At 38.8% G+C, this 25,856-nt stretch carries 22 protein-coding genes; 3 read left to right on the top strand and 19 right to left on the bottom strand.

What is annotated here, in order from left to right:
* Nucleotides 1-30: 30 nt before the first annotated feature.
* The 10 genes from ACZ41W_RS11770 to gdhA form a co-directional block, all read right to left on the bottom strand.
* Nucleotides 31-1,251: an EAL and HDOD domain-containing protein gene (locus tag ACZ41W_RS11770; protein WP_464312179.1), complete on the bottom strand. Its 1,221-nt coding sequence runs from the start codon at nucleotides 1,249-1,251 to the stop codon at nucleotides 31-33.
* 1 nt (nucleotide 1,252) lies between these two features.
* A complete protein-coding gene (locus ACZ41W_RS11765) occupies nucleotides 1,253-2,164 on the bottom strand; it encodes a DNA-3-methyladenine glycosylase family protein (protein WP_464312178.1) in 912 nt (303 codons plus the stop codon).
* A 178-nt stretch (nucleotides 2,165-2,342) separates the two neighbouring features.
* Nucleotides 2,343-3,029: a DUF554 domain-containing protein gene (locus tag ACZ41W_RS11760; protein WP_464312177.1), complete on the bottom strand. Its 687-nt coding sequence runs from the start codon at nucleotides 3,027-3,029 to the stop codon at nucleotides 2,343-2,345.
* 18 nt (nucleotides 3,030-3,047) lie between these two features.
* Nucleotides 3,048-4,718 (bottom strand): formate--tetrahydrofolate ligase, encoded by a 1,671-nt coding sequence (locus tag ACZ41W_RS11755; RefSeq protein ID WP_464312176.1) that lies wholly within the window; start codon nucleotides 4,716-4,718, stop codon nucleotides 3,048-3,050.
* A 37-nt stretch (nucleotides 4,719-4,755) separates the two neighbouring features.
* Nucleotides 4,756-7,575 (bottom strand): AAA family ATPase, encoded by a 2,820-nt coding sequence (locus tag ACZ41W_RS11750; protein WP_464312175.1) that lies wholly within the window; start codon nucleotides 7,573-7,575, stop codon nucleotides 4,756-4,758.
* Nucleotides 7,576-7,638: 63 nt separating this feature from the next.
* Nucleotides 7,639-9,681 (bottom strand): urocanate hydratase, encoded by a 2,043-nt coding sequence (locus ACZ41W_RS11745; protein ID WP_464312174.1) that lies wholly within the window; start codon nucleotides 9,679-9,681, stop codon nucleotides 7,639-7,641.
* 168 nt (nucleotides 9,682-9,849) lie between these two features.
* Nucleotides 9,850-11,298, bottom strand: a complete 1,449-nt coding sequence (locus ACZ41W_RS11740; protein WP_464312173.1) for a helix-turn-helix domain-containing protein — start codon at nucleotides 11,296-11,298, stop codon at nucleotides 9,850-9,852.
* On the bottom strand, nucleotides 11,299-11,478 hold the full coding sequence (locus ACZ41W_RS11735; RefSeq protein WP_464312172.1) for a hypothetical protein: 180 nt from the start codon (nucleotides 11,476-11,478) through the stop codon (nucleotides 11,299-11,301).
* Between the two features lie 116 nt (nucleotides 11,479-11,594).
* Nucleotides 11,595-12,341 (bottom strand): type I 3-dehydroquinate dehydratase, encoded by a 747-nt coding sequence (aroD, locus tag ACZ41W_RS11730; protein WP_464312171.1) that lies wholly within the window; start codon nucleotides 12,339-12,341, stop codon nucleotides 11,595-11,597.
* Between the two features lie 151 nt (nucleotides 12,342-12,492).
* Nucleotides 12,493-13,836 carry an NADP-specific glutamate dehydrogenase gene (gene gdhA, locus ACZ41W_RS11725; RefSeq protein WP_464312170.1) on the bottom strand — a complete coding sequence of 448 codons (1,344 nt, stop codon included), beginning with the start codon at nucleotides 13,834-13,836 and terminating at the stop codon, nucleotides 12,493-12,495.
* A 596-nt stretch (nucleotides 13,837-14,432) separates the two neighbouring features.
* On the opposite strand from gdhA, the gene ACZ41W_RS11720 reads away from it, so the two are divergent.
* Nucleotides 14,433-14,597, top strand: coding sequence for a DUF362 domain-containing protein (locus ACZ41W_RS11720; protein WP_464312169.1), 165 nt, complete (start codon nucleotides 14,433-14,435; stop codon nucleotides 14,595-14,597).
* A 63-nt stretch (nucleotides 14,598-14,660) separates the two neighbouring features.
* Here ACZ41W_RS11720 and ACZ41W_RS11715 read toward each other — a convergent pair whose 3' ends face one another.
* The 3 genes from ACZ41W_RS11715 to ACZ41W_RS11705 all read right to left on the bottom strand — a co-directional run bounded on the left by ACZ41W_RS11715 (nucleotide 14,661) and on the right by ACZ41W_RS11705 (nucleotide 17,130).
* Nucleotides 14,661-15,113: a MarR family winged helix-turn-helix transcriptional regulator gene (locus ACZ41W_RS11715; protein WP_464312168.1), complete on the bottom strand. Its 453-nt coding sequence runs from the start codon at nucleotides 15,111-15,113 to the stop codon at nucleotides 14,661-14,663.
* 82 nt (nucleotides 15,114-15,195) lie between these two features.
* Nucleotides 15,196-16,374: an acetyl-CoA C-acetyltransferase gene (locus tag ACZ41W_RS11710; protein WP_464312167.1), complete on the bottom strand. Its 1,179-nt coding sequence runs from the start codon at nucleotides 16,372-16,374 to the stop codon at nucleotides 15,196-15,198.
* 111 nt (nucleotides 16,375-16,485) lie between these two features.
* Nucleotides 16,486-17,130, bottom strand: a complete 645-nt coding sequence (locus ACZ41W_RS11705; protein WP_464312166.1) for a redox-sensing transcriptional repressor Rex — start codon at nucleotides 17,128-17,130, stop codon at nucleotides 16,486-16,488.
* A gap of 163 nt (nucleotides 17,131-17,293) precedes the next feature.
* Between ACZ41W_RS11705 and abc-f the strand changes: the two genes are divergently transcribed.
* Nucleotides 17,294-19,198 carry a ribosomal protection-like ABC-F family protein gene (gene abc-f / locus ACZ41W_RS11700; RefSeq protein WP_464312165.1) on the top strand — a complete coding sequence of 635 codons (1,905 nt, stop codon included), beginning with the start codon at nucleotides 17,294-17,296 and terminating at the stop codon, nucleotides 19,196-19,198.
* Between the two features lie 147 nt (nucleotides 19,199-19,345).
* On the top strand, nucleotides 19,346-19,579 hold the full coding sequence (locus ACZ41W_RS11695) for an acyl carrier protein (protein WP_464312164.1): 234 nt from the start codon (nucleotides 19,346-19,348) through the stop codon (nucleotides 19,577-19,579).
* An 84-nt stretch (nucleotides 19,580-19,663) separates the two neighbouring features.
* On the opposite strand, the gene ACZ41W_RS11690 is transcribed toward ACZ41W_RS11695, so the two are convergent.
* The 6 genes from ACZ41W_RS11690 to ACZ41W_RS11665 form a co-directional block, all read right to left on the bottom strand.
* On the bottom strand, nucleotides 19,664-21,025 hold the full coding sequence (locus tag ACZ41W_RS11690) for a short-chain fatty acid transporter (RefSeq protein ID WP_464312163.1): 1,362 nt from the start codon (nucleotides 21,023-21,025) through the stop codon (nucleotides 19,664-19,666).
* 527 nt (nucleotides 21,026-21,552) lie between these two features.
* Nucleotides 21,553-22,572 (bottom strand): tRNA (adenosine(37)-N6)-threonylcarbamoyltransferase complex transferase subunit TsaD, encoded by a 1,020-nt coding sequence (tsaD, locus tag ACZ41W_RS11685; protein WP_464312162.1) that lies wholly within the window; start codon nucleotides 22,570-22,572, stop codon nucleotides 21,553-21,555.
* A gap of 1 nt (nucleotide 22,573) precedes the next feature.
* Nucleotides 22,574-23,014, bottom strand: coding sequence for a ribosomal protein S18-alanine N-acetyltransferase (rimI, locus tag ACZ41W_RS11680; RefSeq protein ID WP_464312161.1), 441 nt, complete (start codon nucleotides 23,012-23,014; stop codon nucleotides 22,574-22,576).
* Between the two features lie 11 nt (nucleotides 23,015-23,025).
* Nucleotides 23,026-23,718: a tRNA (adenosine(37)-N6)-threonylcarbamoyltransferase complex dimerization subunit type 1 TsaB gene (tsaB, locus tag ACZ41W_RS11675; RefSeq protein ID WP_464312160.1), complete on the bottom strand. Its 693-nt coding sequence runs from the start codon at nucleotides 23,716-23,718 to the stop codon at nucleotides 23,026-23,028.
* Between the two features lie 254 nt (nucleotides 23,719-23,972).
* Nucleotides 23,973-24,452, bottom strand: coding sequence for a tRNA (adenosine(37)-N6)-threonylcarbamoyltransferase complex ATPase subunit type 1 TsaE (gene tsaE, locus ACZ41W_RS11670; RefSeq protein WP_464312159.1), 480 nt, complete (start codon nucleotides 24,450-24,452; stop codon nucleotides 23,973-23,975).
* Between the two features lie 214 nt (nucleotides 24,453-24,666).
* A complete protein-coding gene (locus tag ACZ41W_RS11665; protein ID WP_464312158.1) occupies nucleotides 24,667-25,824 on the bottom strand; it encodes an amidohydrolase in 1,158 nt (385 codons plus the stop codon).
* Nucleotides 25,825-25,856: the final 32 nt, after the last annotated feature.

Genomic DNA, 25,856 nt, shown 5'->3' with positions numbered 1-25,856 from the left:
ATGTCAATCTTCATATGTCTAATATCATGCCTATAATTCTGAAAACAATTTATTGGACTCTTCAACGGAATCAATATACAATCGATTCAGTTCAACAGTTGAAATTCCTAAGCTTTCCGCTAACTGATCAATGGATTCCCAATCTGCCGTTTCAAAGTTTTTCAAAAGCACCAAAATATGATGAAAGGCATTGCGTTCACCCAGTAAAGCACCTTTTAAGTCTTCCTTTAAAGGCAGCGGATCTAACACTTCAAATATGGGTTTATCCATAATGGTGTCAATGAGAGAAAACATCCCAAGTAAAAAGGCTTCTGTTGAGCGTTCTTTCATCTGAAACTCGCCTGATAACTTTTCAGCAAAAAGCGCACGCGTCAGCGATACGCGCATCAATTCGCTTGGTTTGTCATTACTTAGGTCTCTCAGCATAATGAGTGTCACCCATTTTCGAATTTCGTTGATACCTAAAAGTGTTAAAGCATGACTGATGGATGTAATCTCGCTCACTGTATAAAATGCAGGTGAGTTAATGAGTCGTAATAATTTATATGAAAGTGAAAAATCATTTTTAACGATACCTGTGAGTTTGTTAAAGTCCGGTTCTTCTGTCATGGTCTCTTTTAAAACTTCCATGTAGCGATAGGTAGAGACATCCAGACTTTTTCCTTTACAAATGACAGGTCGTTCAAAAAAATAACCTTGAAATAATTTATAACCAAATGCAAGTCCTTGATTAAAATCCTCTAGCGTTTCCACTTTTTCTGCTAATAACACCACTTTTGAATCATTTGAAAACCGCTTGCCAATCGCTTCTCTTTCGTGCTTTCCAAGCAACATAAAATCAACTTTTATGATGTCAATATAAGGTAAAACCGCTTCAAACTTTACATCTCCAACATAGTCGTCCAAAGCCAATTTATAGCCATTTGACTTAAACTCTTTACATTTTGCCACTAAATCATCGTCCACTTCAGCGGATTCGAGAATCTCAATCACAAGTTGGTCTGGATCAAACAACGTGGGTAAGTTATCCATCAACAATTTTTTTGTGAAATTGATATACACTCTGCGTCCATCCGTCAATTTACCGATTCCAAAGTTTAAAAGTGCGTCAATGACAACGGATGTCGTGGCGAGATCACCGTCTATATTTGCATCAAAAGCATTGTATTGACTGCTTCTGTATAAGATTTCGTATGCGACAACTTGCTTTTTTGTATTAAAAATCGGTTGTCTTCCTAGATAAACTTCCATCTTACACTCCTTGCGATTTATTAGTCTTTAAATCGGTCTTTAAATGTGTCTTTGCTTGCGCATCCAACCGGTAAGCTTCAAATAAATACTGTTGTGCGATGCCCGCATCCTGTGAAAAATATGTTTTGATAAAGGCTTCATGCCCTTTATCGACGTGGTAAACTTCTAAAAGCATCTTTTTAATCCAGGTATCCACCGGAAACGCCTCGAGCTTGTAATATCCAAACAACGCAACGCACTGCGCGACTTTCTCGCCTACACCGTAAAATTGTTTTAGCCAGTCCACTGCCGCCTCGAAAGAAAGCTCAAAGGGTTTATCTAAATTTAATCCCTCATCTACAATGCGCTTACACGCTGAAATAACCGCCTTATTACGATATCCAATGGCCTTTGCAACGAGCGTCTGTTCATCAAATGCGCTCAGCTTCTGCGCATCTGGGAAGGTATAATACTGCTTTTCAAAAGTCCCTAATTTGAATGTACCGATGAGGTCACCATAACGACAAGCTAAATCTTCAATCGTCATTTTGATCTTCGGAATATTGTTGTTACTAGAGAGTATAAATGAAATCAGGATTTCATACGGATCTTGTTTCATCATGCGAATTCCTGAATGCAACGTAATGGCGCGATTCAAATAGTCATCTTTTAATGCCAGTCGGCTCAAGACCGCTTCATAGTTCCGTTCTAAATCAAAATAATGCTGCACCTCTGAAAGTGACATCGAAGCACCGTAAACCTCACAGGCATAGGTCGCTTCATCGAGTTCTTTGATGACGAGAACGGATCGTTTGACAACTCCAATTACAGCATTTTCAATAACTTCCCATCGAAACGCCTGACCACATCCCACTGTTTTTTTCACATCAAAATAGTGTCGACTTAAATGATAGGTATTCTGAATTTTTAGCACATGAACCTCTCTAGATATAGCATAAACATAAACACATCAAACACAGCACTTGTCCCTGTTTATTATACTATATTTCCCTATAAATAGATAGAAACTCCTTCTCCCCGACAAACTGAAAGACCCTAGAAATACCAACGGTTTCTAGGGTCAAATCCATTTATAACAAAGATTTCATTTATTAAAATAACTGTTGGATAAAATGATAAACAATCGGTAGAAGTACTGCTGGAAGCATATTGCCCACCTTGACTTTATGTGGCAAAATCATCGACAAACCAAGTCCGACGATCAACAGTCCACCTGTAGCAGACATCTGCACAATAACCGTATCTGTTAAAACCGACGTCAAATGACTCGCGAGGATGGTGATTGTGCCTTGATATAAAAACACAGACACTGCGGAGAACATCACGCCAATTCCCAGCGTCGAAGCCAGTACAACTGAGATGATCCCATCTAGAACAGACTTGGCAAATAAGGTATCGTGTTTCGCCAAAAGACCACTTTCTAAAGAGCCCATAATCGCCATCGCACCCACGCAGTAAAGCAAACTCGCTGTGACAAACCCCTTACTAAACGTCGAATCTGATTTTGCAAAGCGCTTTTCAAGTCGGTCTCCTAATTGTTCTAATCTTTTTTCAATGTCAACGCCTTCCCCTATGAGAGTTCCAATGACAATGAAAAAGATGATTGGCATCATATGCGCTTGACCTTCCAATGCACCGGTTAAACCAATGAGCATCACACACAGACCGACACCTTGAATGATGGTTTGACTCATTCTTTCAGGCAGTCCACCTTTAAGCAACACACCTATGATACTTCCTATAATAATTGCGCCTGCATTGACCAGCGTTCCTAGCATACCTTCACCTCGTTTGTACTAGAACAATCCAATAATTTCTCCATCTTCTAAAATATCAATTTTATTAGCAGCTGGTACTTTTGGAAGTCCTGGCATTCTCATAATATCGCCTGCAAGTGGAATAATAAATCCTGCACCTGCTGATACTTTCACATCGTTAATCATAATTTTAAATCCTGCAGGCGCTCCCACTAAATCTGGATCATCTGACAATGAATACTGTGTTTTCGCCATACAGATTGGCAGATTTCCAAGACCGTCTTCTTCAAATTTCTTGATATTTTTAAGCGCCTTGCTACTAAATTCAACGCCTTCTGCACGGTAAATTTCCATGGCAATCTTCTCAATTTTTTGAATAATTGGGAGTTCGAGTTTATAAAGTGGCTTGAAGTTCGCAACGCCTGATTCAGCGAGCTCAACCACTTTTTCAGCGAGTTTCACAGCGCCTTCTCCACCTTTTGCCCATACTTGTGTCAACACAACTGATACGCCGATTTCACGACATTTTTTCTCAAGAAGTTCAAGCTCCGCTGGTGTATCGGTTGGGAATTCGTTGATCGCAACAACGGCTGGTACATTGAATTTACGAACGTTTTCAACGTGTACTTGAAGGTTTTTAAATCCATCTGCAAGTGCCTCTAAATTTTCGATGCCTAAGTCATTTTTACCAACACCGCCGTGTTTTTTAAGTGCACGAACCGTTGCGACGATTACAGCTGCATCTGGTTTTAATCCCGCATAACGGCATTTGATATCAAAGAATTTTTCTGCGCCTAGGTCTGCTCCAAATCCTGCCTCTGTTACGACATAGTCTGCGAGTTTAAGAGCTGTTTTTGTTGCAACAACAGAGTTACATCCATGTGCTATATTGGCAAATGGTCCGCCGTGAATAAATGCAGGTGTATTTTCAAGTGTTTGAACTAAGTTCGGTTTAATAGCATCTTTTAATAACAGTGCCATCGAACCTACTGCATCTAAATCTTTCGCCGTAACCGGTTTATTGTCATATGTGTAACCGATGATCATCTTCGACAATCTCGCTTTTAAATCTTCAAGATCATCTGCTAAACATAAAATCGCCATCACTTCTGATGCAACAGAAATGTCAAAGCCATCTTCTCGCGTCACACCATTGGTTTTTCCACCAAGACCAATCACCATATTTCTCAGTGCTCGGTCGTTCATATCCATTGCACGTCTCCATGTAATGCGACTTGGATCGATATTGAGTGCATTGCCATGGTGTAAATGGTTATCAATAAGCGCAGACAACAGATTATTTGCCGTTGTCACTGCGTGAATATCTCCTGTAAAGTGAAGATTGATGTCTTCCATTGGCACAACTTGAGCATAACCGCCACCAGCAGCGCCACCTTTTACGCCGAAACAAGGTCCCAACGATGGCTCTCTAAGTGCTGTAAATGTCATCTTGCCAATTTTGTTAAGTCCCATGCTAAGGCCTACGTTGACAGTGGTTTTACCTTCTCCTGCTGCAGTTGGATTAATCGCCGTTACGAGGATTAATTTACCGTCTTTTTGGTCCTTTTTACCTTTTAATACATCCAAGCTTACTTTTGCTTTGTAGTTTCCATAAAGTTCTAATTCGTCTTCAGAAACACCTACTTTTTTAGCGATTTCTTTAATGTGCATTTTTTGTGCTTCTTGAGCAATTTGTACGTCTGTTTTCATGTGAGTCCCCTTTCCATCATTAAAATCTGTCTTATTTTCATAACATTTTTTCAAGATCATCTATTAATTTGATTGTTTCGGGTGTTCCAATTATTTCAGCATGTTGTTTAGCCATTTTTAAATAATGCCTACCCATTGCTTCATTTCCTTGTTTTAATAAAATAACGCCTAAATAGCCTTCTGCTTCGCTTCGTCGCCACACAGTATCCACAGATTCATAGTTCGCCAGAGCTTCTTCAAAATAGAGTTTTGCTTGCTCATACTTTTCCATCTGATAAGCAATCATTCCCGCATTGGTATTGAAGATGGAACTTCCCCTCATGATGTTGTGAAGTCTACATAGCTCAATGGATTTCTCCACATATGAAAGTGCTTCTTCGAGTTTATTTTGACGCCGATACGCTTCAGAGATGTAATTATATGCAGCCGCAATATTGAGAACATATCGTCCCAATTTTCCCAGCCTTTCAAAACATTGTATCGAATTTGAAAAAAATACACAAGCTTCTTCGTAGCGTTTTTTCATCAAACTCATAATGCCCAAAAGTCTTAAGTACACAGCTTCGTTTTTTGCCGATAACGTCATCGGAGCAACTTGATTCATGACATCATCCATATCTTGAATTTGCTCTGTTTGAATCAAATAATAGAACCATTGAACATAGGCCTTAAAGAGCATTTCATCATCGTGAATGTCTCGACTCTCTTCAATGAGTTCTTTCACGAGCTCCATGCCTTCTTGATAACGCCCTTGACGGATATCATACCTCGCTTTGAGATGTATAAACTGGATTTTTAACTTTCTCGAAGTTTCTTGATCGAGTTTAGAAAATAACTGTTCCAACTCCTCAAAGTAATCATCTGGCGTCTTATCCAGCAGTGTATTCACAGGACTGGTCAACTCCGGATACAGTTCATGACTAAAATCAAAGTACGTTTTCAAATACCGGATATAAAACTCCAAGTGTTTTTGTGTATTTCCCGCGCTGCTATAATGATAAATCAACTTCTGATAGGTCAATGCATCTCGACCATCGCCAACAAGCGAAGCCTCTATCAAAGCGCCTACGCGATTATGCAAAATGCGTTTCTTGCTCACGGGAATCTGTTGATAGACGTGCTCTCTTAATTTATGATGGGTAAATTTCAATTTAATGAGATCATCGCCATCGGATTCTTTGAGCAAATACCGTTTTTTAAGCACCTGTATGCACTCTAATATTTCATCTTCATCTAGATTGAGGAGTCGCTTTAACAGGTTGAATTCCACTTCGTCAAAGAATAGCGAAATCATCACTAAAACCTTCATCTCATTGGGCTCAAGTCCAATAAAGCGAGAATCTAAAATGCTCTTATATCTCAATTGACCGAGATCTTTCTTTTGAGCTAAGGCCATGGTGCCTTCTACAATGAAAAAGGCATTTCCCTCTGATTCATGATATATTTTTTCTTTTAAAGCATGCTCAATGGGCTCCTCCGAGAGAAAATCCATGAGTTCAAACGTCTCTTCTTTTGAAAAGCGTTCAATTGGAATCATCGTCAATCGATCGTATTTATAGAGCTGCGCAATAAAGGACTCCATATTTGAAGAATATTCATTTCTTAACGTCCCGACAAAGACAAATCCGTCAACGTGAAGCATCATGCTTAGTAGAAGTTTCAAACTTGGCGCATCCATCCACTGCATATCGTCTATATATAGGATGATGCGCGTCTGACGCAGCAATCGTTCAAAGAGCTTGAGCATCAGTTTTTCTAAATAATCCGCATTGATAGATTCCGTATTTTCGGTAAATTCAAAATGCGTCCAATCTTCAAATCCAGGAAAAAATTTTGAAAATACCTGTCGCATCATCAGTGGAATCTCGATTTTCTCAACTTCCAACAAAGTCGCTATTTGAGTAAATACATCATTCCACGCCTTATATGCATAGTTGGTTTCCGCAGGATAACACGACATTTTCAGTTTTTTAAAGGTGCCCTCGTATTTATTGAGGCTTTCTTCGATTAATTTGGTCTTTCCAACGCCTGCTTCACCCGTCAGAATCAACGCTTGTTTATTCTTTCCTAGCGCAGACATGTGAAGCATTTTGTTGATGTGCTCCGTCTCTTGTACGCGTCCATAATAAGCAGCCGTCGTGACGTCGGATTCGCCAGATTCATAGACGAGGCTATAATAAAGATCTCTCGTAGATTTATCGGGTTGTATCCCCATCTCCTCATCTAATGTGGTTTTAAACTGCGTATAGAGTTCTGTAATTTGTTTGAACTGACCGAGTTGATGATACAGTGTCATGAGCTGCCTAACAACAGACTCATCAAAATCATCAATTCTTCTCATCACGAGGGCCAATTGAAGGGCTTCTTTATAATCGCCCTCCTGAATCACCTGCCGTATCGCTTCTTGAGCCAGTCTCATATATTTTTGATTCAGCGTATTTTCAACGTCTTGTCGCCAGCGCTCAAACTCATCCGATTCTTTCAGCGTAAAGTTTTCGAGGAATTTTCCTTTGTAATGCTTTAGAAAGTACGCATCTTCTCGATCGACGTCGACCAGTATACCGGATTGATCATCGAGTTCCATCACGTGTTTATTGGGACAGCGGAACAGCTCAATTTCACCCTCTCGATTGTCATTGATATCCTTTTTCAACCGATAAAGGGAATTTCGCATGTTTTTTTTCGCAATTTGCTGTTCCACATCACACCAAATAATGCTGACGACTTCATCACGTGTCACGCGCTTTTCATAGGCAATATAATACAGCATGGCTTCACTTTTTTTCAGTGAAATTTCCACGCTGGTTTGATCCATTTTTAAACTGGGTTTTCCGAAAAGTTGAAGTTCTATGCGCATGCCATTCACCTTTAAAAAAAGCTGCTTTTCTTTCGATCAGCAGCTTTTAGAGATTCTTTATAACTACTTACCACCTTTGATGTAGCTTTTTTCCACAAGCGATTGAATCATCGCTTCATCTGTTAAATAAGGAAGCGTAATGTGATCATTCGGTCTTGTTTGATTGTATGCAATACTCGTTTCAATGGCATGGTCATTTCTCGCCCAAGCACGTCTTGCAACACCACCCATAACATCCCATGGCATGGAGTTTTTAAGGATTTCATCCACGCGTTCGCTGCCGTCAAGAACCATACCAAATCCACCGTTGATAGACTTGCCAATTCCAACGCCGCCACCATTGTGAAGTGCAATCATGCTCATGCCTCTTGCAGCATTTCCTGCAAAAATATGTGTCGCCATGTCAGCAGTAATATTTGAACCGTCTTTAATATTCGATGTTTCTCTAAATGGTGAATCCGTTCCACCTGTATCGTGATGATCGCGGCCGAGCATCACTGGGCCTATTTCACCGTTTCTTACCATTTCATTGAATTTAAGGGCAATTTTTAATCGGCCAAGTGCATCTTGATAGAGAATTCTCGCTTTTGAACCCACGACCAACTTATTTTTCTTCGCATCGCGAATCCAAACCCAGTTGTCTCGATCTTGGAATCGTCTATTTGGATCGATACAATTCATCGCCGCTTGATCTGTTTTATCAAGATCCTCGTCTTTTCCACTTAAACAAACCCATCTAAATGGTCCATAGCCATAGTCAAAGAGTATTGGTCCCATTAAATCTTCTACATAAGATGGCCAAATAAATCCATCGAGTTCGTTGATGCCATTTTTACAAATTTCATTCACACCTGCATCGTAAATCGCCTTCATAAAGCTGTTGCCGTAGTCAAAGAAGTATACGCCTCTTGAAGTTAACACTTTGATGGCTTCATAGTGTCTTACAAGGGTTTCGTTAACGAGTTTGACAAATTGTTCTTTGTCTTTTCCAAGTAAACGCGTTCTTTCTTCAAATGTGATTCCAGCTGGGCAGTAGCCCCCTTCATATACGTTGTGACACGATGTCTGATCCGATAATAAATCGATATGGATGTGTTTTTCAACTGCGTATTCCAACAAGTCGACAATATTGCCGTGATATCCAATTGCAATCGCTCTACCTTCTTCTTGATAGCGTTTAGCTGCCGCAAATGTCTCTTCTGGCGATCTCGTCACTTCACTGATCCAGCCTTGAGAATAGCGCGTCTCAATTCTCGATTCGTCAACTTCTGCGATGATTCCCACACCACCAGCGATTTCAACTGCTTTACCTTGTGCGCCACTCATACCGCCAAGACCTGATGTCACGAACAATTTGCCTTTTAAATCGTCTTGTTCAGCGATGCCAAGTTTATCTCGACCTGCATTGAGAATGGTCGAATACGTTCCGTGAACGATTCCCTGTGGTCCAATGTACATCCAGCCACCCGCTGTCATCTGTCCATAAGACGTCACGCCAAGTGCGGCGCCTCTATTCCAATTATTTAAGTCGTCAAAAATACCGATTAAAAGTCCATTTGTGATGATGACTCTTGGTGCATTTTGTGGAGATTGGAACAATCCCGCTGGGTGACCCGAAGACATCACCAGTGTTTGCTGATCCGTGAGCACTTCTAAGTAGCGCTTAATCAAATGATACTGCATCCAGTTTTGGCACACTGCACCTGTTTCACCATATGTGATGAGTTCATACGGATAAAGTGCAATGGCAAAATCCAGATTGTTGTCGATCATCACTTGAATTGCTCGACCTTCCACTGTTTTTCCTTTATATTCATCAATGCCCTTTGCATAAATATTGCCACATGGTCTAAATCGATAGCCATAAATTCTACCCGTTGTCATGAGTTCTTCTAAAAACTCAGGTGCCAACTGTGCATGCCATTTTTCAGGCACATATCGAAGTGCGTTTTTAAGTGCAAGGGCAACTTCATCTTGCGTGAGTGTCAAATTTCTTTTTGGTGCGCGTCGAATCCCCTGAACAAACTCAGGATACGCTGGTAACTCAGTAAAAATATCGTCTAACTTTACCAACATTGCATTTGAAATATCATGATTTGTCATCATTGAATCTCCTCCGTTTATCAGTCATTTGCAAAATAAAAGGCTGAGAAATCCTCAGCCTTATCGTCTAACCTAAAAGATTTCTATTATGCTTATTTTAATGTGTGAACGTCTATTTTTAGTCCACATTTAAAATGCAATCACATAATTATCGACTCTATAGGTATTATATTACATTTTCATGATTTTGTGTACTTTTAATGCCGTTTGTGCAGCAAACCGGTGTTCTTCTAATTCAAGGTCAATTTTCATGATTTCTTGAATACGACCCAAACGATAAAGTACGGTATTATAATGCGTAAAGAGACTTTCAGACATTTTCTTCAAATTGCCATTGCAATCAAAATAAATCTCAAGCGTCTTGACGAGTTCAGTATCCTTGCGTTGATCATAGATCACAAGTGGCTCAAGGATGTCTTTATAGAAAATTTCGAGTTCCGACTTAATGGCCATATTGGATAAAATCTTATAGATTCCCATCTCTTCAAAAAGAACCACGTCTTCTCCGATGTAATGCATAGATGCATCCAGCGCACGACTGGCTTCCTGAAGACTCTTGTGAACTTGATTTAAGCCTTTATAGATTCTGCCGACCCCGATTTGAGTTTGGTATTTTTTCATTTTAGAACGCAAAATTTCATGAATATACTTCACATACTTTTTAACAACTTGAGTGCCTTCATTTTCCTTTAACATGACGAGCAAATACAGTTGATCACTTTTGTTGAGAATCATATACGAACGTCCCATGTCCTTGCAAATCATCTCAATGAGGTATGCGATTTTTAGTGATTTTTCCGTTTCGTCCATCGATTGACGATTGCTGACATTGATGTCAAACATCACGTAGAAGGCATTTTCAGAAAATCTAAAATTTCCAGCCCTTTCAATGGCTTTTGAACGTCTCGTCTCATCCATGGAGATCAAATCATCAAAGAACTCCAGTTTATATTTATTTTCAACTTCTTGAACCGAAATTTTCTTTAAAAACTCCAGTGCGATGATATTTGAAGCCGCTTCAAGTCCCAGTTTATCATAATTTGAAATTGGGTGATCTTTTCCATACGTCACGATATGACCGTAAATTTGATTTTTAACAAAGATCGGCACAATGAGTCTTTGCACTTCTGAATCTTTAAATGGAATGGTGTCCCAAATAATTTTGGTGTTTTTACCATCGAGCTGAACGCTTTCAATGTTTTCGTATAAAACCGTATAATCGTCTTCAAATTCGCTCTTAATAAAGTACGTATCTTCAAAATAATAGTCCCTGATAAATACAGGTGAAGAGATGGTTTTAAAAATACTTTTGAGAATATCGTCAATATTTCCACCGCTCACGACGACGTTCATAGTATCTTTGTGCAAATTTTCTACTCGCTGTAAAACTGCTGACTGTCGTTCAAACATCAAGTTATACACCGTTGAAAAAACATCTGTGAAGGTCACTTCATAATCCATGTCAATAACAGGAAGTCCAATTTCCGTACAGACTGCGATCACTTCAGGATCTAGCGCTTCAAGATACGGTGTGACTTTAATAAAAACCGCTGCGACGTTCTTCTCGGCAATTGCACGAAAGAGTTCTGTTTGTTCATGTAATGTAAGTTTAGAAAACACTTATCCTGTGGTTAATATAATTTGACCGCTTTCAAGCCATTCTAATATATGCTGGTCGAGCATGACATTTACAGAAGTCACCGATAGCGATACATCATTGGGTTCTGAAAGCATACGACTCGTCTTAAAAATTGGAAGTTCGAGCACTTCCTGCAATAGGACATTAGACTCGCTGATCATTTTTCCTCCTATTTAGAACTTTTTTATAATTACATTATAACAAATCGTGTAAAATATACAACAATGACTTTTTTTGTTGTATGATTTTTATAAAATTGTCCTTGTTTTGGAAACGTTTACAAAAGAGACCTAATTCGTCTTATTTTTTCAATGGACATTTGTCCAGGTGCTGTGGTGCCTACGATTGAAGCATATGTCATAGCCGAGCCAAATTGATATCCGATGACTCTTGAAATTTTTCCGATTTCCCCCATGCAAATTCCAATCATCTGTAGATCTTCTGAAATTTGAACAGTTTGATTAACTTTAAACATCCTCAGTACATCAGATGAATCGTTGGCCATATAGGCAAGTTTGAGGAGATCCGCTCCCATCATTTTTGCCTTTTGAGCAGACTGAAGCATCTCTTCTTCAGTCGGGGTCTTTTCAAAATCATGATGTGAAACAACCATCTTACAAATGTTCCCCTCACAGGATTTTTGAATCTCCAAAAGGAATCCTGCTTCTGAATTGAGTTCCACATCGATAAAATCAAATAAACGCGACTGGATGACACTCTGAATTACGCGACTTCTATCGTCATCACAACACTCATTTTGACCGCCTTCTTTTACACTTCTAAAAGTAAATATAAGTGGAACAGAGTGATGATAAGGTCTAAATAGCTCTAATGCCCTTGATAGTTGCGCACTGTCCAAAATATCTTTAAAATAATCCCCACGCCATTCAATCACATCTGGATTCGATGCCATGCATCGCTCTAACTCATCACTCATTGATTCAAGATTTTCAGAAAGTAACGGAACACAAATAAGTTGATTGCTTGCATCAAACTTTTTTCCTTTCACTTCAATTGTCCTCATACTGACTCCTCCATCTATTGATCGAGCATTCTATGTATCTATAGCATATCAAATTTTACGCGCCTCCGAAAGCAAATCACTTCAAAAAATAAACTAGGCGTACACTGAGTACGCCTAGTTGTATGAAAGATTGCGATGCAATCTATAAATCTTAGTAATTTCCTTGAGCTAACATAGCTTCTGCAACTTTTTTGAAACCAGCGATATTTGCACCAGCAACAAGGTTGTAACCAAAGCCATATTCTTCAGCAGCTGCAGCAGAATTGTTGTGGATGTTAATCATGATTTGCTCAAGTTTAGCATCAACTTCTTCAGCAGTCCAAGAATATCTCATAGAGTTTTGGCTCATTTCAAGAGCAGAAGTAGCAACACCACCAGCATTAGCTGCTTTAGCAGGTCCAACGATTACGCCGTGTTCCATCATGAAATCAACAGCTTCGTTTGTACATGGCATGTTTGCAGCTTCACATAAGAATTTAGTTCCGTTAGCAACGATTTTCTTCGCGTCTTCGATTCTAATTTCATTTTGTGTTGCACATGGGATACAGATGTCTGCTTTAACGCTCCATGGTTTTTCACCTGGGAAGAATTTAGCAGTTGGGAATTTTTCTGCAAATGGAGCTGCGATATCTCTACCACTTGCTCTTAAATCAAGTAAGTAGTCGATTTTTTCGCCTGAAATACCAGCTTCATCGTAGATATATCCATCTGGACCAGAGATTGTGATAACTTTACCACCAAGTTGAGTTACTTTAATTGCAGTACCCCAAGTTACGTTACCAAATCCTGATAATGCAACTGTTTTACCTTCAAATGTTTCGCCTTTAGCTTTTAACATTTCTCTAGTAAAGTAAGTAACACCAAAACCAGTAGCTTCTGGTCTAATTAAAGAACCACCGTAAGATAAACCTTTACCAGTTAACACGCCATTTTCAAACGCGCCTCTGATTCTTCTGTATTGGCCATATAAATAACCAATTTCTCTTCCGCCAACACCGATGTCACCAACTGGAACGTCGATATCTGGACCAATGTGTCTATATAATTCAGTCATGAAGCTTTGGCAGAATCTCATAACTTCAGCATCTGATTTACCAGTTGGATCGAAGTCAGAACCACCTTTACCACCACCGATTGGAAGACCAGTTAATGAGTTTTTAAAGATTTGTTCGAAACCTAAGAATTTAATGATACCGATGTAAACTGATTTGTGGAATCTTAAGCCGCCTTTGTAAGGTCCAATAGCGCCGTTAAATTGTACTCTGAATCCTCTGTTTACGTGAAGTTTACCAGCATCATCTACCCAAGGTACTCTAAAGATGATTTGTCTTTCAGGCTCAGCGATTCTAGCGAGAAGATTTGCTTCTACATATTCTGGATGTCTTTCAATCACAGGTTCTAATGATTTAAATACTTCTTCTACTGTTTGTAAGAATTCTGGCTCATTCGCATTTCTAGCTTTAACTTGCTCAAATACTTCTTGAATGTACTTCATTTCAAACATCTCCTTTAAAATGATATAAGGTTATCCCTTCGACCGATAGGCGATAGGTCTCTCGATTTAGAGTTTGTTAAAAAAATAATTAACTCCTCAACGTCTTAATCTTAACACAATAAAAAAGTAGTGTAAACCAATTTAACCCCTAAATCTTTAAACTTTTTTTAACAAAAATCAGAAAGAATTTGACCCACTATGTTACTTTCAGTCCCTTGTGTTCCGATGGTTTTGCAAGTCGCAATAACTTATGTAGATATATCTTGTTTTGAATTGTTTTTTGTGCTCAAATTTGAACACGTTTTTCTATAAATTTAAATGAAGTTACTATTTTTTTTGAAAAAATCAAATATTTTTTGAAGTTTTTTTTGCAATTTTTTAAATACTCGCTTGCAATTTGAGCGCAACATTCTCTTGCATCAAAATTCAATTTGAACGTCATGATGGATCACAAGTGTTTTATTAATAATGATTATCACTATAGTTTGTGAAATTTGCTGTTTTATCGTCTAGATTAAGTTGTTCTTTAAAACATCCGGGTATTATAATGAGGTGTCAGTTGTAAAACTCACGAAAATAATAAGGAGGTACTTACTATGTACGTAATTAATGATTCTTGTATTTCTTGTGGCGCTTGTGAACCTGAGTGTCCAGTAAACGCTATTTCTGCTGGTGATAGCATCTATGTAATCAGCGATGCTTGTATCGATTGCGGCGCTTGTGCTAATGTTTGTCCAGTAGACGCTCCACAAGCTCAATAATTAATTTTTTAAAAAAAGTGCCTTTACTCACGATGGTGAGTAGATGCACTTTTTTTATTGTCTTTATTTGACTTCATATTTTTCAGTGTGATATTGAACGATTTTACTAATAAACTTTAAAATGGCCTTTTCTTCATTAATTGAGACATCGCTGAGCATAAAATCCAGTTCCTTCTGTTGAGCGACTTTAATTTCTTCATAAATGGTCTCTCCATAGGCTGTCACTTCAACTATTTGACCCCTCTTATCGCGCTCGTCGCTTCTCTTCGTCACGAGTTTGAGACTTGTCAACCGTTTCAGCGTCGTGTTGAGCAGATTTCGATCGATTTCAAGGTGTTTAATCAATGTGTTAATCCGGACTTCTCCACCTTCTTTAATCTGCTTTAACATCAGTATTTCCAGCAAGTTCAGTTTAATACTCAGATGTTTGCGATAAAATCCATTTTTGTCCTGAGATAACGTTTTGATATTGAGTCGGTCCATCATATGCGATATTTCTCTTGAATAATTTGCCATATTCATCTCCATAACAATTAAAGGGAATTGCATTGGCAATTCCCAGTTTGGTTAAAATTATGTGTTCATAACAACGTGCTATTTATCGTTTAATGATCAGTGCTTCACCCATTCCGCCGCCGATACAAAGCGTCGCCAAACCATAACGTCCTTCTCTTTTAATCAGTTCATGAATCAGCGTGACTAAAATTCTGTTCCCAGAAGCGCCAATTGGATGACCTATTGCAATTGCACCGCCATTGACATTGACTATTTCTTGGTTAAATCCAAGTTCTTTACCAACCGCCAATGCTTGTGCAGCAAAAGCCTCATTTGCCTCAATTAAATCTAAATCGGCAACTGTAATTCCCGCTCTCTCAAGCGCTTTTTTAGTCGCTGGTACAGGACCGATGCCCATAATTTTAGGATCTACACCTGCAGATGCATGTGCAGCAATGGTACAAAGCGGTTGAATGCCAAGTTCATCTGCTTTCTCTTTGCTCATGACAATCACCACAGAAGCGCCGTCGTTAATTCCTGAGGCATTACCTGCTGTAACAGTTCCACCATCGCGTTTAAAAGCAGGTTTTAAAGCTGCTAATTTCTCGAGTGTCGTTTCTTTTATATATTCATCTTCGTCAAAACGAATTGGATCCCCTTTTCTATTTGGCAAAAATACAGGTATAATTTCATCTCTAAATCGGCCTGTTGCACGTGCTTCAGCTGCTTTTTTCTGAGAATTATACGCTAATTGATCTTGCTCTTCTCTCGTAAGACCCCACTGTTCAACGATGTTTTCTGCCGTCATACCCATATGATAATTGTTGAACGCTTCCCACAAACCGTCCATTACCATGGTATCGTATAACTCTCCATTTCCCATGCGCTGTCCCCAACGGGCATTTTTAATGAGGTAAGGTGCCATACTCATATTTTCTGTACCACCGGCAATCACAATATCATTTGTTCCAGCGACAATTGACTGATACGCAAGAGATACTGCTTTTAATCCGGATCCACAGATCATGTTAATCGTCGTACAAGGAACTTCAACTGGATAGCCATTTTTAATCCATGCTTGTCGCGATACTCCTTGTCCATAACCGGACTGTAAAACCGATCCAAGAATAACTTCATCCACTTTTTCAGGTGCTAAATTTATTTTCTCTAACGCACCTTGAATGACAGTTGCACCAAGTTCAGCTGGCGTAATGTCTTTAAGTGATCCACCAAAAGAGCCAACAGCTGTACGTACTGCACTTACAATAACTACTTCTTTCATTTTTGCCTCCCATAAAATTTTAATTCAATCCCTATGGGTTATTTTATCAAAAAAACGGGAGAAGGTCATCCCTTATCCCGCTTATTTTAAAAAAATATTCGTTTCTTGCCTCTAGCCTTTGTTCGGCGCCGGCGTATCTTTTAAAAAGTACGACAATGTCAACAAATTATCTACCAAATGGATATTCTCAACGACAACATCTTTGGATACTTTAAGGTCTACTGGTGCAAAATTCCAAATTGCTTTCACTTTCGTCTTTTGAATTTTATTTGCAACTTCTTGAGCACCATCTCGACTGGTACAAATATAAACTACTTCAACGTCATTCTCATTAACAAATGCCTCAAATGCATCCATGTCCAAAACTTCAACATTGTTAATTTTTAGTCCAATCACTTTCGGATTGACATCAAAGAGTGCTTTGAGCTTGAAGCCGAGTTTGCTAAAGCTCGCATAATTTGCCAAAGCTTGACCAAGGTTTCCTGCGCCGATGATCACGACGTTGTACTCACGTGTTAATCCAAGTATTTTGCCAATTTCACTATACAAATCTTCAACATTATATCCATAACCTTGTTGGCCAAATCCACCAAAATTGTTTAAGTCTTGTCTAATTTGAGAAGCTGTAAAACCAATCATTTTACTGAGTTCTTTTGAGGAAATTCTCTTGATATCGTTATCCAGTAATTCTTTTAAGTAACGGTGATACTTCGGTAAGCGTCTAATAACTGCAACTGATATATTTTTATCTTTCATTAACCCACCTCGTTGTCAGGACTTTTTTAGATTATACACTCATTGTAAAAGAATGTCAAATAAATAACAAGCTTGTAAAATAGCCGAGAGTCTTTCTATTTACGGTTATATAAGCTATAATAATGTGGCAATGAACTACAATAAAGGACCTACAGGAGATCTTATGATTGCACTTTCTTGTACCGGATTATGCAAATCCTTCGGTATCGATACAATTCTAGACGATGTTTCATTCACTGTCAATGCGAAAGATAAAATTGGCTTAATTGGCGTTAACGGAGCTGGCAAAACCACTTTAATGAAAATACTCACAGGCCATGAAACGAAGGATTCAGGAGATATTTTTTTTGCTAAAGACATGACCATTGGTTATTTAGAACAAAATACCAACCTCAATATCCAGCAGCCTATTTTTGATTACTGCGAAGAGGTTTTCTCTGATATTTATGCCATCGAGCAAAAAATGCGTCACCTTGAAGAGCAAATGGTGCACGATCATAGCGAATCACTGCTAAATGAATACAGTCATGTTCAAGCAACATTTGACCAGCTTGACGGATACTCAATCAATAGCAAAATTCGAGGGGTACTCACTGGACTCGGGTTTTTGGAGTCTGAGTTTTACAAACCCATCAACCAATTGAGCGGTGGACAAAAATCGCGCGTCGGCGTCGCAAAACTTCTTTTAAGAAAACCGGATATTCTATTTTTAGACGAACCGACCAATCACTTAGATATTTCTGCAATCAAGTGGCTTGAGTCATTTTTACAAGACTATCCAGGTACCATCCTCATGATTTCACATGACCGTTACTTTTTAGATCAAATCGCAACGCGCATCTTTGAAATTGAGGCTTGTGAACTGACAGAGTACAATGGAAACTATACGCGATTTATGACACAAAAGAAGGCCAACTATGAGGCTGAACTTAAAAAATATGAGTCCCAGCAAAAAGAGCTCTTAAAACAAGAAACATTGATTCGCAAATTTAAAGAGCGTGGTACCGAAAAACTTGCCAAACGAGCGAAATCTCGTGAAAAGCGATTGGCACATGTCGAGCTTATCGAACAGCCAAGACTGTTCAAAGCGCACTTTCGAATTGACTTGAAATCCAGTGTTAAAAGCGGATACGACGTCCTGACTGCGCACGAACTCTCTAAATCTTATGAAGATAAGCACGTATTTGATCACGTCAATTTTGAAATCTATAAGGGCGATAAAATTGGACTCATCGGACCAAATGGCGTTGGTAAGACCACGCTTTTCAAGATCCTGCTCGGTCAGATTGCTGCTAGTGGCGGGGAATTAACATGGGGACATCACATCGTTTCAGGTTATTATGACCAAGAACTCAATACGCTGAACGAAGACAATACCGTGCTTTCAGAAATTCACGATGACAATCCAAATCTCACGCTGACAGAAGTGCGTAGTTTACTTGGTGCCTTCTTATTTACCGGAGATGATATCGAAAAATATGTCTATCAGCTCAGCGGTGGCGAAAGAAGCCGGTTATCATTATTAAAACTCGTCTTATCTAGTGCAAATTTACTCTTTTTAGATGAGCCGACCAACCATTTAGATTTATATTCTAAAGAAACGCTTGAAGAAGCTCTCATTAACTACGACGGTACGCTCATGACAATTTCCCATGACCGTTATTTTCTCAACAAAATTTGTACGAAGGTCTTTGAGCTCACTTCCGACGGCATAGAAGTTTTTTGGGGAAATTACGATTACTATCAGCAAAAGTTATATGAAAAAGACTTGCTCATCATCGACGAATCAGAAGAACCCACGTTAACGAAAACCAAACAGAAGGAAATTGCACGAAAAGAAAAAGAGAAGAAACAAGAAATTAAGAAAAACAAACAAGCGCTCGCAGATTTGGAAAAATCACTTTCCGATCTCGAAGAAAGACTTCACGTTTTAGAACAAGAACTTTGTTTACCAGATGTCTACTTAAACCATGAAATCGCCCTTGAAAAACAACGTGAAATCGAGTCGACTAAGATGAAAATTCAGACGCTCTATTCTGAATTGGATGAATTGTTAGATATATTATAAATTCTTTATAACTAATCACGTGATATCATGAAAAACCATGTAGACAAATCATTTTTTTTCTTTATAATAAAACTAAGAAATCTAGATAATTTGAACTAATTACACTAGACATTAAGATTGAGCTTTATAGAATTTTGGGAGGTACCTATGTTTAAAAAAATAAAGGCAATTATTGTGGAGCAATTGGGCGTTGTTGATCCAAGTGAAATCAAACAAGAGTCATCTTTCGATAGCATGGATATCGATTCAATAGATGCCGTTGAGATTATTATGGCAATTGAAGATGAGTTCGAAGTTGAAATTCCAGACAGTGTTGCTGAAGAATTTTCATCTATTTCCGATATCATGAACTACTTAAATAGCCAAGGGATCGAAAGTTAATCCGATCTTTACTCAAAACCGTTGAAATCAAATAAAGAGATCACATCAATAGGATGGATCTCTTTTTATATTGCAAATTTAAACTTATACAAATAATGGCACTAGGAAGTAAAAACCTCCTGCGATAATAATGCCTGTTACAAGCAATACAACTGCACAGTAACCCATGATATCTCTCGCGCCTAATCCTGCAATTCCAAGTGCTGGTAATGCCCAAAATGGTTGAAGCATATTGGTCCATGCATCTCCCCAAGCAATAGCCATTGCAGTAACACTATGAGCAACACCAAGTTCTGCTCCAGCAGGCATCATGATAGGTGCTTGTACTGCCCATTGACCACCACCTGATGGTACAAAAAAGTTTACTATTCCTGCAGATAAAAAAGTAAACAGAGGAAAAGTATGTGCATTGGATATATTGACAAAAACATTGCTAATTGCACCTGCTAAAGAAACGCCATCCGGACCTTTCGCAGTCATCATACCCATTAAACCTGCATAAAACGGAAATTGTAAAATAATACCGCCTGCACCTTTTGCCGCTTGAGTAATCGCATCAACATATCGTATAGGTGTCCCGTGAAATAGTACACCTAAAATTAAAAATATCATATTAACCGCATCAAGTGTCAAACTAAATGATCCTAATTTAATAAAGTAGCGAACTAAAAATACGGTTCCTAAAGCTGCCACAAACCAAGAAAGCGGTTTGAAATTCTCTAATTTTTCAGCAGGTGTTGAGGCTTTTTTATACTCAAACTCTTTTTCATTTAAAATATCAGCTGATACTGATACGACATCTTCACCTTTTGGATGCATTAACGCATTAACAATAGAGACTACAACAATAATCGTGGCAACCATGATTAGGTTCCAAGGAGAGAAAATCGTTGTCGCGGTTGATATCGATTCAGTTATCGCTCCTCCGCTCACTTGATTAACAGATTCTGTATATGTTGCAACTGTTAATGGAATTGAACCTGATGTTCCTGCATGCCACACGACAAATCCTGAATATGCTGATGCAATTAACAACCGATAGTCCACTTTTAATCCTGTTTTCGCCACTTCTTTTGCCAGTAACGCACCCACTACTAAACCAAATCCCCAATTTAACCAACAACAAAACATGGATATCACCGTGACAAATACAATAGCTGTCATCGGTTTCTTAGGAATTCGAGCCAATTTACAGATCCATCTTTTGACCAATGGTGCACTTGCAAAAGCCGTTCCTAAAACTAATACCAACGCCATTTGCATGGAAAATGCCAAAAGACTCCAAACACCGGCACCCCAAGCGTCTGCAACTTGAAAAATATCCATCTTTGTGACTGGGACTGCTGCAATCAAAACAATTAGAGTTAAGATAATGCAGAATAAAAAAGCATCTGGTAGATAACGTTGAACGAGATTCACGCAACCATTTGTAAATTTTCTAAACATATTGACCTCCTCTTTAATATACTTGTTAATTTTTCTACAATTAGGATATCAAGAGTTTTCATGCCTTTCAAGGTATGAATATGACCTTTTAGTTAGGAAATTTTGATGCTTTAGTAACATTTCAAAGATGTCTTCTTAAGGTTCGCTATTGAGGTCAATATATAACAAATTTGTAGTTTTCGTGAAGTAAACGTCATATTTTAGCACGCTTACTTCTGACTTAAATTATGTATACCAATCACACGCGTTTTTTCTATACATTGTTTAACATAATTTTGCATAATATACATTTTGTCCACATGAAATCACACTTATCCACCGTTTTTCATCATCTTATCCACAATATCCAAATTATGAAAGTGTCAATTTTCAGAACATTCCACATTATCCACAGAGTTGTCCACAAAAGTATCCACGTAAAAACATGCATAGTCATGTGACAACATGGTTAACATAACACGAAATCTCCGAAAATTTCGGAACTTTTGAGGCAAAAAAGTAAATGGGACTCTCGTCCCATTTTCATTTTAATATCTTCGTTCGCCTATTTTTAAGTTAGGGACTGCATTTGTTGCAGCTGTTCCAACTTGTCCAGATAAAGCAGCATAATATCCTGCACATCCGATCATCGCCGCATTATCCGTGCAAAGAGAAAGAGGCGGATAGTAAAGTTGAATGTCCTTTATTTGAGAAAGTTCTTCTCGTAAAGCGCTATTAGCAGCGACACCACCTGCGATTACCAAAGTCTGATAACCCGTTTGTGCCAACGCTTGCTCCGCTTTGGCTCTCAATACTTGTACCACTGCTGCCTGAAAACTTGCACACACGTCGGGAACGTGGATTTCAATTTGTTTCATTTTACAACTGTTTAAATAATTCAAAACGGCTGATTTTAATCCACTAAAACTAAAATCAAGGTGATCTTGATCCATCATGGCTCTAGGAAAATCAATGGCTTTTGGATTGCCTTCTTTCGCAAGACGATCGATTAAAGGTCCTCCTGGATATCCAAGTCCAAGCGTTCTAGCAATTTTATCAAAAGCTTCTCCCGCCGCATCGTCGCGTGTTCTTCCGATAATTTCAAAATCTGTATAAGATTGAACATTCACAAGATGTGTGTGCCCCCCCGATACCACAAGGCACACAAACGGTGGTTTCAAGTCAGGATGAGCGATATAATTTGCTGCAATATGCCCTTCAATATGATTGACTGGAATGAGGGGCTTCTCAAGTGCATACGCAAGGCCTTTTGCCGTAGACAAGCCCACTAAAAGCGCACCTACAAGCCCAGGTCCATAGGTAACGGCAATATGGTCCACCTCATCAAAAGTCACTTCTGCTTTTTCCAATGCGTGTTCGATGATTTCGGATATTTTATCCAGATGATTTCGAGAAGCAATTTCAGGAACCACGCCTCCGAACTCTTGATGAATTTCTATCTGTGTATAGACTTCATTTGACAAAATCTCTCTACCATTTTTTAAGATGGCACATGCAGTTTCATCACATGATGTCTCAATTGCTAATGTAATGATTTTCTCTTTCATGTTAAAGTTCCTTCCACATCACAAGTGCATCCTCACCTGTATCTATATAATATTTAGGTCTTTTACCAACGCTGACGAATCCAAACTGTTCATAGAGGGCAATGGCAATGGCATTGCTCACACGAACTTCAAGCGTCATGTGCTTAAACCGTCTTTCTGTGGCAAAATCGATCATAGCTTGGACGAGAGGTTTGCTGTAACCTTTTCCTCGCTCGTTTGGCGCAATGGCGATATTGGTAATATGAATTTCATCGATAATCAGCCACATGCCCCCAAAACCGACAATGCGATCCTCTTCACATATCACAATGTATTCTGCCAATGCATTTTCAGTCATTTCTTTATAAAATGCATCTTTCGACCAAGGCGTTTTAAATGAATGCACCTCAATATCAAATACCGCATCGACGTCTAGCTCCGTCATTTTTCTTATCGTTAACATAAGACCCCCTATTAGTGGTCGCGTTCTGCTTGCGACTTGCGCATATAATTCGCCCGAATGGTATGAACATTTGTCTGTTGTCCCTCAATACTTTCAGGAAATACATAGTTAGAGGCTTTGGCATACAGTTCATTTTCATTTCCCAATATAAATGACGCATCGCCACCACATGCGAGGTTTGCTTGAAGTTGGTCTTTATAATTCACAATTGCATCCCCTACAAGAAGGATCTCTGTTGCTGGATATTTATCTTTTAAATACTCCAGTAAAGAAGTGAGCGATTCTACACCTTCTTCAAGCGTTTCAACTTGGCCATCTCGCCATTCGTACACCCCGAAGTACACATCTTCCCGCTTTGCATCGATAATCGGTACAATGAGTCCCGTATGATGCTTATAGCCACAGGCCATCAAATACATGCTCGTAAAGCCATAAATTGGTTTAGAAAATGGTTGCGCGAATCCCTTTACGGTTGCAATTCCTATCCTAACACCCGTGAAAGACCCTGGCCCTTCACAGACGTAAAATGCATCGATCTCTTTTATTTTAAGTTCTGTTTGCGACATTAACACTTCAATAATAGGCATTAACTTTTGTGAATGTGTATTTTTCGAATTGATAAATACCTCACCTAACAATTGTTGATCATTGAAAACAGCCACACTTGCCGCTGTGGATGACGTATCAATTACCAATGCTTTCATAACAATCTCCTATCGTGCTTTTCTATCTTACTTTTCTATCTTACTTTTCAATCTTACTTTTCAATCTTACTTTTCTATCTTACATTCTCACGGTTTATTTTTTTCTATTATAAATTCTCGTTTTCAAATCATCATTATTTTCGTTCATGTCAATCCATACGGATTCTGACCGTACTGATACTGATGTTGATACTGATGCAGATGTTGATGTTAATTCAGTTTTATGGTTTATGTTTCACGGTTCGCTTTAAGCGTTAGCGTCTTTCCATGGTTAATACCCGATTTCCATCCACAGTCAACGAAAGGTTGATCCAAATACTCTTTTCAGGGATCATTTCTTCAACCTGATTGGCCCATTCCACAATGCAAATTCCCTGTCCAAATAGAAAATCATCAAACCCTATCTCCACCATTTCATCTGCATCAAAAATACGATAGACATCAAAGTGGTGAATTTCAATGGGTTCACCGTTCAACTTTCCGGTGTAAGAATTCATGAGATTAAATGTCGGACTTGTGATGTAATCATCGACGCCAAGTGCAGCGCATAAATACTGTGTAAACGTCGTTTTTCCAGCGCCTAAATCTCCCACGAGACAGATCACTTGCCCTTTGTTTAACACCTTTACTAATTGCTCTGCAAATTTTTTCGTATCTTCAAGACTTTCTAACTCTAATCTCAATGGTTCTTGTTCAAATAATTTCTCTTCTAATGGCTTTTCTTCAAATTGCATGGGATGCTCCTTACGTTAAAATCTTACTCTATTGTATAACAATTGATTTCATTTATCAAACTTGAAATCCCAACAAAAAAAGTAGAGACGTCATTCACAAGGAGTTCAGTCTCTACTGTATATTTACTATTGGCGCAATCATCCGGAAGATGTTGATGTTGATGACGCTGATAATCTTGAAGTTGATTGCGATTTGCTGCGGATCTCTCCACTCTTATGCTTGATATACCACCACACCGTTAACGAGTGTATGTGTTACTTTTGCTTGTAAATCAAATGGATGCGCATCCCAGATTACGATATCTGCATCTTTGCCCACTTCAAGTGAACCCACTCGATCTTCAATGCCTAAAATTTCAGCTGCATTAATAGAAATACATTTAAGGGCTTCCATTTCATCAAGACCTGCTTTATGAGCAAGTGCAGCAGCCATTGGCAAGTATTCCAAAGGAATCACTGGGCTATCTGTCATAATTGCGATTTTTACGCCTGCTTTGTGCAGAACGCTCGGTGTATCAAATGTTTTTTGATTGAGCTCAAATTTTGATTTATTGCCAAATGATGGTCCAATAACCGCAGGGTATCCTTCTTTTGCAAGGTGTTCAGCAATTAAATGTCCTTCTGTACAATGCTCAAGTGTCAACTTCACATCAAATTCTTTTGCAATTCGAATAGAAGTAAAGATGTCATCTGCTCTATGCGCATGCGCTTTGAGTGGAATTTCTTTGTTCACAACTGGAAGCATCGCCTCTAGCTTCATATCATATGCTGGCAATTTACTTGCGTCATCACCCGCAGCTTCTTTTTTATTCTTATATTCAACAGCTTTTGCAAGCGTTTCTCTTAATTTTGCAGCCGTACCCATGCGTGTTGATGGCATCTGATTTTTCTCAGCATAGACGCGTTTTGGATTTTCTCCAAATGCACATTTCATCGCAAGTGTTTCTTTAATCACCATATCATCGATGCGATCGCCATGAAGTTTTACCACAGAGAAAGTTCCTCCAATGACATTGGCACTACCGGGACCTGTTGCAGCTGTTGTTACACCGCCCTTAATCGCGTTTTCAAACGCTTCATCTCTTGGATTAAGTGCATCAATTGCTCTTAAATGAGGTGTAATTGGATCCGTCATTTCATTGCCATCTGCGCCTTCAAATCCAATTCCCTCTTCCCACATACCAATATGACAGTGAGCATCAATAAATCCAGGAAATACTTGTTTGCCTGCTGCATCAATCACTTGAGCATCAAGCGGCGCTACTAAATCCGTACCTAACTCTTTAATCTTTCCATTTTCAACTAGTATGCAACCATTTTCAATGATTGAACCAGCCATTGTGTAGATTTTCCCATTCTTAATTAGCAACATAGTTGTCCTCCTTAGATAATGTTTCGCATCTC

Source organism: Fusibacter fontis, assembly GCF_055378735.1.
The sequence above is the reverse complement of the archived record's forward strand: the minus strand, read 5'-3'. Positions and strand labels throughout refer to the sequence as shown.